We start from the raw sequence: 12469 nt of genomic DNA, 5'->3' as shown, positions 1-12469 counted from the left end.
AATGTTACCCGCTTATGTTAACCAGATATATTCAGTTATTGGAGAAAGTCAACGGGGCCGGTCTGCATATCCGGCTGGATGGCGATGACCTGCACCTGACAGGGGCAACCGAAAGTATTGCACCTGAGCTGATAGAAAGTATCCGGCAGGAAAAGAAAGGGCTCGTGGCCTGGCTCCGCGAAATGGAACACCTGGGTAACCAGGCGCCTGTTGCCACGGCTGTTCAGAAAGAATATTACCTGGCCAGTATTCAACAGCAGCGGATTTACACCTTTCAGCAATTAAATCCGGCATCCACCAGTTTTAATCTTCCGGTGGCATTCCGGATAAAGGGAAAGGTAGTAAAGGAGAAGATAACGGCAACATTCCATTTGCTGGCAGACCGGCACCAAAGTTTAAGGACGGTGTTTGTGGAAAGAAATGAAGAAATTTGCCAGTACCTGAAAGCAACAGCCACTGATTTTGTGACGATGATCCCTTTCTGTCCAGGTGACGATGTAGATAGTGTTATCAGGGCATTTGTGCGCCCGTTTGATCTTTCCGGTGAGCAATTATTCCGGGTTGGAATTTTATCCTTTAATGAGGAAGAGCACCTGCTGTTGTTCGATATGCATCATATCGTGGCAGATGGTGTTTCGCAAAATTTAATCTTTAATGATTTCATGGCGCTCTATGACGATCAGCCGTTGCCACCACTGGCCACCAGGTATGTAGATTACAGTGAGTGGCAGCACTCCGCCGTTTTCGGGCAACAGATTGCTCAACAACGGGAATACTGGTTAAAACAGTTTACCACACCTCCTGATTATATCGATCTGCCTTTGGGGAAAACCGGAAAAAGTTATGCAGAGGTAGTCAGCTGTAACTATCAGTTGCCAACGGATGAAATAAAGCTGCTAAAGCAGGTGTCAGCAGACTACAATACTACTCCATTTACCGTTTTGCTGGCGATTTACAGTGTTTTCCTGAACAGGATATCGCGGCAACAGGAATTCTGTATCGGCACTCCCGCTACAGGTAGAACTAACCATGAATTTGAGCAGGTGGTCGGAATGTTTGTCAATACCTTACCTGTTAAGGTGAGTATAGCGGAAGATACCGTATTTGAATCATTGTTGCTGCGCCTCCGGGAAAATGTTATTAACGCGTTTGAACACCAGGAGTATCCTTATGAGCTGTTAGCCGGGGAAATCGGCTTCCCTTCAGAACAAGGAAAATTCCCGCTTTTCAATACCTGGTTTTTTTACAACAGGGATGAATTTGGAGAGAGACGGATGAAGGATATTGTACTCGAGAAATACAACTATATACATGAGGTTTCCAAATGGGATGTGACCATGGAATGTATAGAAAGAGGACCGGAAGTATGCTGTTGTATGACCTTTGCCGCTGGAATCTTTAGCTCCGAAGCGGCTGTTTCACTGTCGGCGCTGTTCGGACGCGTGCTGCGCCAGTTGTTACTTGATCCCCGCCAGGGAATGGGCAGATTGGAGCTGATGGATGCTGCACAGTACAATGCGGTTGTCACTGAATATAACCACACCACCGATAAGCTGGATGAGCATACAACTGTGGTACTGCTGATCGAAACGAATTGCAAGCTTTATCCGGATAAAATAGCTGTTCAGTCGGGAAATACCAATATCACCTATGCTGCATTGGCGGCCGCAGCAAACCTTGTAGCGGAGGCTTTGGCAAGACTGGCGCTTCCTGCAAATACCATTATTGGTGTGTTGATGGACAGATCTGCCGAAGTACCGGCAGTGATCCTTGGAATTTTGCGGGCAGGATATTCCTGGTTGCCGTTTAATCTTAATGATCCCCCGGAAAGGATCGCATATATTCTCAAGGCAAGTGATTGTAGTGTTGTAATACTAAATAAGCTCTATGTAGGTAAAATAGCCGGTTTTAAAGGAGAAATGATTTTTGCGGAAGATATCCGCTGCTCCGATACCGGCGGCGCTGTTAGAAATTTTAATGTTGCCCGGCAGTCCGACAGAGCCTATATCATTTATACATCGGGAACAACAGGTGTACCTAAAGGCGTGGAAATAGGTCACAGATCACTTCTAAACTATATCACCTGGGCGGCTAAAAGTTATGTGAGGGAAACAGACTGTAACTTTCCCTTATATACAGTCCTGTCTTTCGATATGGTGATTACATCACTGTTGCTCCCATTGGTAACGGGTAACAGCCTGCTTATATATGAAGGGAACAATGAATTTCTTCTCGATAATATTTTACTGGAAAATAAGTCAACAGTTATCAAAATGACGCCTTCCCAGCTGGGAGCCTTACTTGAATTTGATGGGGTCAGGAAGGAGATAGCAGAGAGAAAGGACCTGAAACTGAAGCGCATTATTGTTGGCGGGGAACAACTGGAAACCCATCTCGCCGAAAGGGCACATATTTTCTTTAACGGAAGCGTAGAAATATACAATGAGTATGGGCCTACAGAGGCAACAGTAGGATGTATGATACATCGCTATTGCCCTGATACCGATGATAGCATGGTGGTTCCGATCGGTCGTCCTATATCCAACACACAGATTTATCTGCTCGATAAAAACGGTCAGCTGGTGGCGCCCGGATGTGTCGGTGAAATTTGTATTGCCGGCGACTGCCTGGCATATGGCTACAGAAATGATCCGGAAAAGACAGCAGAAAGATTTGTTCCGGTTCCATTCCGTGAGCACCTTAAGATGTATAGAACCGGGGATATGGCCAGAATGCTGCCCAACCTGACGATGGAATATCTCGGAAGAAGTGACGACCAGGTAAAGATAAGAGGGCATAGGGTTGAATTAGGTGAGGTGGAGGCTGCACTGTTGTCTTACGCGGGAATCACGAATGGAAAAGCGGTGGCCTGGTCCGTGGAAAACGGTTCCCTGGATATATACGCTTATTTTGTGGCCCCGGAAATATTAAATATCTCTGCTATAAAGACCTATTTATTATCAATATTACCCCCATACGCGTGCCCGGCCAGGATCGTACAGTTGGATGCCATCCCATTGACGCCCAGTGGCAAAGTAGACAGGAAAAAATTGCCCCGGGAAGTAAGGACAGATATCGTGATACTTCCCCGTAACGATGAGGAAATCCTGCTGCTCGATATTTGGAAGGAGGCATTGAAAGTGGAAAAAATTGGTATGGAAGACGATTTTTACCAATTAGGAGGAGATTCCATTAAGGCGCTTCGCGTAATGGCAAAGATAAACCGCCGGTTTGGTGTAAAAATGGCCGTACAGGATATGCTGAACGGACCTACGATAGAAAAGCTGGCGAGGAATATTACCAGTGCAGTAAAGACACCGGATGTTATCAGAACAGAAAGAACGATCGCTGAATTTGAGCAGATCAAAGCGCTTTTTTTGCAGACGACCGATACTGCAGGGCTAATAGAAGATGTGTTTCCCGCAAGTGATATTCAGACGGGGATGATATTTCATACCCTGAAGGAGCCTGGTTCCACTTTTTATCACGATCACATGATACACCAGGTGTACTATGAGAACTTTAATTTTGAGCTGTTTGGGAGCGCCGTTGTATTATTGGCCGGCAAGCATCCTGTACTTCGTACCGCCTTTAGTATAAACGACGTACAGCCCTTACAGATTGTTTATAAAGAGGTGCCGCGGCCATTGGATTACCGGGACATTTCTTCACACGGAAGCGAAGAACAGCAAACGTTGATCCATGAGTTTCTCCGAAGCGATCTTAACAAGCCATTTAATGTATTTGCGGCACCACTATGGCGACTAACGGTTTTCAGAATCGGCGCCAACGAGGTCGTAATGACGTGGATTGTACACCATGCTATTATCGACGGCTGGAGCGATGCGGTATTTAAATCTGAACTTCATGATACCTACCTGCGGCTCAAAGAAGATCCTGGATATACTCTGACGCCTTTGAAAAACAGTTATAAGGACTATGTAATTGCTGAAAACGCCAACAGGAATAACCCTGCCTATGAGACCTACTGGAAACAGCAACTGGACGGTTTTAAACGGCTGGACATTTATCCTTCGGGTAAACATATGGCAGAAAATCAGCGGAAGCGCTATCGTCATAAACCTGCTGATCACCTTATTGAAGAAGTATACCAGGTATCTAAACGATATAATATCAGCATCAAGAACCTGTGCTTTGGCGCCTACCTGTTTGGCATCTATATGTTAAGCTGGGAAAATGATGTGTTGGTGGGCATCATTGATAATAACCGGCCGGTAACGGAAGACGGTGACAGGATATTGGGGTGTTTTTTGAATGTATTGCCGGTCAGATTTGTATTTCAGGAGCGGGAAACCTGGGCTGCATATTTTCATCGGGTGGATCGCAAGTTGAAAGAAGTGATTAGTCAGGGTAAGATAACATTCCTGGATATTCTGAAATTTACAGAGAAAGAAATAGGGGAGACAGGCAGCATCGTAAATGCTACTTTTAACTACGTAGATTTTCATGTGCTGGAAAATGTTGACTATTCACAGCAACAGGCTTTGTTAAAGCAGAAGCTGGATATCAGTTCCTATTCGGTAAACAACTTCGAGATTGATTTCACCTTTAGCAAAACCTTGGATGAACATGAGATGCTCTTGCATTATTCTTCCCACCTGATGAGTGAAGAAATGGCGGCAGGATTATGTACTTATATGGAGGCAGCCCTGTACCAGCTGATACATGCCAATGCGGAATGTGTGGATAAGAAGCAGGTGTTGAAAGCTGATCCTCTTCAGGAGTTTATCACGATGCCGTATTATATGCCACCAGAGAAATTTTCCATAAAGGGATCTTTTTTGGATAAGCGATGTGCCGATCCGGGCAAGACGGCAATATCTTCGGTGAAAGGTGCTTTTACTTATAAAACGTTCGAGGAAGAAACTAACAGGATCGCCAACTTCCTGGTGGCAAGAGGCGTGACTAAAGAAGTAGTAGTAGCGATTGCCGGCAGCCGTTCGCTGGAAATGGTATTGTGGATTTACGGTATATTAAAAGCAGGTGGTGCATACCTGCCGGTAAATCCGGGATTGTCCGCGAAAAAGATGGCGTTTATGTTGGAGGATAGTGGCGCAGCACTCCTCGTAAGTGATACGGAAAATTGGGAAAAATATAGCGGGCCCGTTGATAAAATCGATATGAACAATTCCCTGTACGCTGATTTTCCTGTCACAAGGCCGGTCGTGGATCACGAAGAAGGAGATCTTGCTTACATTATCTATACATCCGGCTCTACCGGTAATCCTAAAGGTGTAATGATTGACCTCGGATCACTGATCAGCCGGTTAACCTGGATGCAACAGGCATATCCGCTTTTTGATGCAGATGTGATGTTACTCAAAACACCGGTTTATTTCGATGTGTCTGCATGGGAGTTATTTAGCTGGTGCATGGCGGGAGCATCTCTTTTTATTCTTTCTCCGGAAGAAGAAAAAAGTCCGGAGCAGATGATAACGGCCATTGCCCAACAAAGGGTGTCCATCTTATATTTTGTTCCTTCTATGTTGAGTGCCTTTCTGGAGGTGATGGAAGGTGATGGCCTGGTAAATGAGCTGAAGTCGGTAAGAAGGGTATTCAGTACAGGAGAAGCGCTGAATAGTGATCTGGCCGGGAAATTTGATCTGTTACTCACTAAAACGAATAACGTAGCACTGGTGAATATGTATGGTCCTACGGAAGCTACAATCGAAGTGACCTGGTATGATTGTTCGCCTGCAACCTATACAGATCTGGTCCCGATAGGCCGTGCAGTGGATCATGTTTGTTTGTGGATCGTGGATCGCTGCGGCCAAATGCAGCCGGTAGGTGTGGCAGGAGAGCTTTGTATTTCCGGAGCCGGCCTCGCACGGGGATATGTAAACAATGAAGAGCAAACATCGCTGCGTTTCGGCCCCAACCCGGTGCTTGGTTTGGACCGCGTTTACCGGACCGGGGATCTGGCCCGGTGGTTGCCGGATGGGAACATAGATTTTCTGGGTCGTATAGACCGGCAGTTAAAGATCCGTGGCAATCGTGTGGAGCCGGGAGAAATAGAGCACTCGTTGCTGGGAATAAATGGAATCACAGATGCCTGTGTGATAATGAGGGAGGGTATTTTATGCGGTTATTATTCAGGATCCGGTGCGCCCGGTGAGGCACAGGTCCGGGCTACACTGGCAACTGATTTGCCTGATCATATGATACCCGGTGCATTGATAAAGCTCACATCTTTTCCCTTAACAGGTAGTGGGAAAAAGGATGTACAATCACTGCCGGCTCCCGATATGAGAGAAGGAGAAGGATATGTGGCGCCGGAAAGTGATGAGGAAAAAGCAGTGGTGTCGGTATGGTCAAAAGTATTGGGCCACGAACAGGTAGGAGTAACCGCTAACTTCTTTTTGCTGGGAGGTGATTCTATCAAGGCTATCCAGGTGATATCAAGGCTTCGCGGCCTTGGTTATACTGTCACGATGAAAGACGTATTCGATCATCCTGTAGCTGGCCGCCTGGCGCGGCAGGTACAGCAGGAGATAAGCATTATTTCACAGGAAGCTGTTAAAGCACCAGCGCCCCTCAGTCCGTCAGGCGATTTTACGTATGCGGGTATCTCTAACGAAGCACTCGCATTAATCAGCAAAAAATTCCAGTAGTTTTATGGTCAATAATGAAATTGAAGATATCTGCAGGCTAACACCAATGCAGACAGGGATGCTGTTTCACTGGATATATGATAAACAGTCCACCGTATATTTCTTACAGCAAACCTACCGGATTAAAGGAGAGGTAGATGTTGACATATGCAGGGCATGCCTGGATAGTCTTTCACATAAATTTGATGTATTGAGAACCGCCTTCGTTTTTGAGGAACTGGATGAACCGTTGCAGGTGGTTTTAAGGAACAGGAAAATTGATTTTATTATTAAAACAGCGGAGCATGAAGGCTGCCTGGAAGCACTGAAAAATGAAGACAGACAAAGGGGGTTCGATTTACTAACAGATGCATTAATGCGGGTAACCCTGGTCAGCTTCCCCGAAGGATATGCACTGATCTGGAGTTTTCACCATATTATCCTGGACGGATGGAGTATTGCAATTATCATCTCCGATTTTTTATCGCAATATCAACAGCGAAAAAAGAATATACTTATTCCGGAGTATCATCATGTGCCTTATAAAACCTTTCTGAAATGGTTGGAAAATCGGGATCATGCAGCAGATGCTTCTTTTTGGAAAGAATACTTATCGGGCTACGATACCGTGGCAGATGTTCCCGGGAAAAGAACAGATGCCAGCGGGCCTTCTTCTTTCAAAAGTATCAGAACAACGTTGTCTCCGTTATTGAAGCGTAAGATAGAAGCATTGGCACTTCATACCAATACTACTGTCAATCTGGTGTTGCAGAGTGCATGGGGCATTTTACTCACGAAATATAATAATTGCAGAGACGTCGTTTTTGGACAGGTAGTATCCGGGAGACCGTATGAGCTGGAGGGAGTAGAAAGCATCGTAGGGCTTTTTGTAAATACAGTGCCTGTCAGGATCTGTTTCAATCCTGGCGACACTTTCGCTGATGTGCTGCAGCAGCGGAGTCAATCTGCTCATCTTTTATACAATCATCAGCATACAGCCTTAACAGATATTCAGGCACAGAGCAGTTTGAAGCAGCAGCTTTTTACGCATTTGTGGACATTTGAAAACTATCCTTCGGAAAATATGACGGAAGAAGGAACTGGTTTTGAAGTAACGGAGAGCACGCGTTTCGAGCAAACAAGTTTTGACCTGACGATTATGCTCCTGCATGAAAAGGAACTATCGATGCAATTCGATTATAACCTATCCAGGTACTCACCTTTGATGATGGCATCTGTTTGTAAACATTTCCTGAAGATATTGGAAACGATTGGCGAAAATGTAAAGGTGCCGGTAGATGAAATAACAATACTTGGGGAGGAAGAACGCTTACTGATTACGGAGCAGTTTAATTCAACAGCGCTACCCTATGATCAGGACGCAAACATTATGCGTGTTTTTAAACAACGTGCAGCCGCCTTCCCGGACAAAGTAGCCTTATTGTTTGAAGATAAAAAAATGACGTATGAGGCGTTGGACCGGGCATCAGATTGTGTTGCCAGCTATCTGGTAAGCAAAGGCGCCGGCCAGAACCGTATTGTGGCGTTGATGGCAGACAGATCTGTGGAGATGGTGGTTTGGATATATGGCATCCTGAAATCAGGTGCCGCCTATCTGCCGGTCAACACAAAAATGCCGGTATCCGGGGTTAAGTATCTGTTAAAGGATAGTAATGCACTTTTGTTGGTTACCCAATCGCCTTACGATGAAAGTCTTCGCGGTATCACAGAAATAGTATTGCTGGAAGATAAACCGCATCTTTCATTCGATGCAGTTCATCCGGCAGCAGGAGCCGGTACCGCCGATCTGATGTATGTGATGTATACCTCGGGGTCAACAGGTATGCCTAAGGGCGTAATGATAGAGCATGGCGCCGTCATGAACCTGCTCTATGGCCTGAACCGGCAGTATCCTTTTTCAGATGACGATATTTTTTTAATGAAGACTCCCTATTATTTTGACGTTTCTATTCCTGAACTTTTCGGATTTTTTATCGGAGGAGCAGGGAAGATAGTGATAATGGGAAAGGAGGAAGAAAAAGACCCCTATAAGATATTATCCACCATCCAGGCATACCAGGTATCTCATGTGAATTTTGTTCCGTCGCTTTTTAATGCATTTGCAGACATATGTATGGATGGAGCAATAACATTCCCGCACCTCAGGTATATTTTTCTTGCGGGAGAGGCATTGACAGGGGAAAGTATACTTCAGTTTCATCAGCAGCATAAGAGGGTGAGACTGGTAAATATATATGGTCCAACAGAATGTTGCGTATATGCCAGTAGTTACGACCTGACCGATTGGATGGGAGGATCGGTTCCCATAGGCCGCGCCCTGGATAATGTACGTATGTGGATCGTGGATCACTGCGGCCAAATGCAGCCGGTAGGTGTGGCAGGAGAGCTTTGTATTTCCGGAGCCGGCCTCGCACGGGGATATGTAAACAATGAAGAGCAAACATCGCTGCGTTTCGGCCCCAACCCGGTGCTTGGTTTGGACCGCGTTTACCGGACCGGGGATCTGGCCCGGTGGTTACCGGATGGGAACATAGATTTTCTGGGTCGTATAGACCGGCAGTTAAAGATCCGTGGCAATCGTGTGGAACCGGGAGAAATAGAGCACTCGTTGCTGGGAATAAATGGAATCACAGATGCCTGTGTGATAATGAGGGAGGGTATTTTATGCGGTTACTATTCAGGATCCGGTGCGCCCGGTGAGGCACAGGTCCGGGCTACGCTGGCAACTGATTTACCTGATCATATGATACCCGGTGCCTTGATAAAGCTCACATCCTTTCCCTTAACAGGTAGTGGGAAAAAGGATGTGCAATCACTGCCGGCTCCCGATATGAGAGAAGGAGAAGGATATGTGGCGCCGGAAAGTGATGAGGAAAAAGCGGTGGTGTCGGTATGGTCAAAAGTATTGGGCCACGAACAGGTAGGAGTAACCGCTAACTTCTTTTTGCTGGGAGGTGATTCTATCAAGGCTATCCAGGTGATATCAAGGCTTCGCGGTCTTGGCTATACTGTTACAATGAAAGACATATTCGATCATCCTGTAGCTGGCCGCCTGGCGCGGCAGGTACAGGAGAAGGTGAGCATCATTTCACAGGAAGCCGTTACAGGATCAGCACCGCTCAGTCCTATTCAGCTGCATTTTTTCAAAGAACATGGAAGTTCCCTTTACCGGGGCCACTATAATCAGTCGGTCATGTTACTGAACCGTGAAGGGTTTGATGAAACTGTGCTACGCCGTGCCTTATCATCGCTGCTGGAGCATCATGATGCGCTTCGCATGGTTTTCCGGGAAGATTCAGCGGGTGTTCACCAGGAGTATGGCGAAGCCGGTAGAATGGATGTGTTGCAGGAGGTCCACGATCTCCGGTCTTATCCGGACAGCATCGATCGCATGGCAGCAGTATGTACACTTTTACAAAGCAAATGTGATTTGCTAACAGGTCCGCTGATGCGCTGTGCATTATTCCGGCTGACAGACGGCGACCGGTTGCTGATTGTGATACACCACCTGGTAGTAGATGGTGTTTCCTGGCGGATATTGTTTGCGGATCTTGATGCCTTATACCAGGGAGAAACGCTACCCTTAAAAACCGCAGCTTATGGGGATTGGGTAAAGTCACTGTATTTGTATGCCACCCGTATGCATCATACATTCTCTTACTGGCAGCAACCGGAAGAAGTAACGGTGGCGCCGGTTCCAGGCTGGCAGGCGCCATTAGAGCGCCGGTTGGCGGGTTTCAACCGTTGCCATTTAATGCTGGATGCTTCGGTTACACGTGAGTTATTGTCGGCCGCTCACCATGCCTATGGAACGGAAACAATAGAACTGTTGCTGACCGGCTTGTTGTTGGCGCTTCATTCCCTGGGAGGTGAAAGAGAACAGTTGCTGACACTGGAAGGACATGGGCGGGAAGAAGGTTTGTCGGAGCTGGATCTTACGCGAACAGTCGGTTGGTTCACCAGTATGTACCCTGTGCTGTTGGTGCTGCCAGAGGAAGCAGGTGTTGGAGCGGCTATTAAAACAGTGAAAGAACAGTTACGGCAAATACCGGATCGTGGCGCCGGATATGGTGTGTATCGCTATCTTTCCACACCGGTTCCATCCAATCCGGTTTGTCACCCGGAATTGCTTTTCAATTATCTCGGTCAGTTCGCTACTGATCTGTCGGGGAGGTCATTCACGCTGGCCGGGGAGTCTGCCGGCGAAACCCGCTCGGAACAACTGGAACAATCACATAGTCTTCAATTCACTGTTATAGCAGTAGGCGGGCACCTGGAACTGGAGTTGATGTATAATCGGGAAAGTATGAAGGCGCATACAGCGAATACATTACTGGATGCTTATGCAGCACAACTGCAACTGATCGCCGGCCACTGCCGGATGCAGGACAAGCGTTCATTTACCCCCAGTGATTTTACCTGCAAAACATTGTCACTGGCAGCAGTTGAAAACATTTGCTCCAATTTCGCAGCAGCAGATATTTACCGCCTGAGCGGTATACAGGAGGGGATGCTCTTTCATTGGTTATATGCCCCTGCATCCACCGTTTATTTTGAACAATTCTCTTACAGGTTAAAAGGAAAGATAGACTACGATCGTATGAAATGGTCATTCGATCAGCTGATACAAAAGCATGAGAGCCTGAGAACAATTTTTCTTTTTAATGGGTTACCATATCCTGTACAGGTGGTTTTAAAGCAACAGGCACCAGATTTTACCTTTATAGATCTAAGCAAAACTCCTTCGCAGGAAGGAAAAAGAGACCAGATACAATTATACCGCGACCAAGATCTGAAACGCGGATTCCTGCTCGATACGGGGCCGCTGATAAGAGCCGCTTTACTTCAGCTTTCGGCCGAAGAATATGAGCTGGTATGGTCTTTCCATCACATCATTATGGATGGATGGTGTGTAAACCTTTTGCAGGCCGACTTTCAACAATTTTATGAACAGTATGGAAGAGAACAGGAACAAATAGATCACTGTATTCAGTATAAAACCTATATAAGCTGGTTGCACAGGCAGGATAAAAATGCCGGAAGGGAGTTTTGGCAAACGTATTTTAACCATTACCTGCCCGGCAGCACACGGATTATTTCGGGCTACTTTAATACGCCAACAAATGAATACAAACAGGCTTGCCAATATTTTACCATCAATGCATCAGACACTACGCGCCTAAAATTGCTTGCCCGCGGGATGAACGTTACCCCCAGTGTGGTCATACAATCATTGTGGGGAGTGTTGTTAGGGAAATTAGGAAATAGCGAAGACGTTGTTTTCGGACTGGTAGTATCAGGACGCCCACCCGTCATTCCCGGCGTAGAGTCCATTATTGGATTATTTATCAATGCTATCCCGCTGAGAATCATTTTCAACCCGGAAATGACCTGGCAGCAACTCTTTATATCGGTTCAACATATGTCTGGGGAAATAGCCCTGCACCAATACGCTTCCTTATCCGATATAAAATCGATGTTGCCGGTTGAAACGGACGTGATGTTCGATCACGCGCTGATATTCGAGGATTTCGCAAAGCCTCCCGGGATAGGTCATGTCACTACCGGCTTTGAAATGATAGCCGGCGAAGTATATGAACAAACCAATTATGATTTCGATGTAAGTGTCCGTATCGCAGAAGAAATTCTATTCAAATTCTCCTACAATGAATGGTTGCTGACGGATAGCTTTTTGAAAGAGCTGATATTAAATCTGTCGGGTCTTATCACTCAAATACTGGAAGATCCTGTTCAATCCATAAAGCATTTTCAAAGGCCGATTGAAGCTGCGGCGACCAATATGTTTGCTGACATGCGTTTCTGATCTGTTTAATTAA

2 protein-coding genes are annotated in these 12469 nt (G+C 46.2%); both read left to right on the top strand.

The genetic code is table 11. The annotated features are described in order from the left end of the window. Nucleotides 1–14 precede the first annotated feature (14 nt). Nucleotides 15–6632: a non-ribosomal peptide synthetase gene (locus ABIE50_RS21270; RefSeq protein WP_209859899.1), complete on the top strand. Its 6618-nt coding sequence runs from the start codon at nt 15–17 to the stop codon at nt 6630–6632. Between the two features lie 4 nt (nt 6633–6636). Continuing rightward, nucleotides 6637–12456 (top strand): non-ribosomal peptide synthetase, encoded by a 5820-nt coding sequence (locus ABIE50_RS21265; RefSeq protein ID WP_209859901.1) that lies wholly within the window; start codon nt 6637–6639, stop codon nt 12454–12456. Nucleotides 12457–12469: the final 13 nt, after the last annotated feature.

Origin of the sequence: Chitinophaga sp. OAE865 (assembly GCF_040546735.1) — a bacterium.
Classification (GTDB): Bacteria; Bacteroidota; Bacteroidia; order Chitinophagales; family Chitinophagaceae; genus Chitinophaga; species Chitinophaga polysaccharea_A.
Note: the sequence above shows the minus strand (reverse complement) of the source record. Positions and strands in the feature narration are given on the sequence as shown.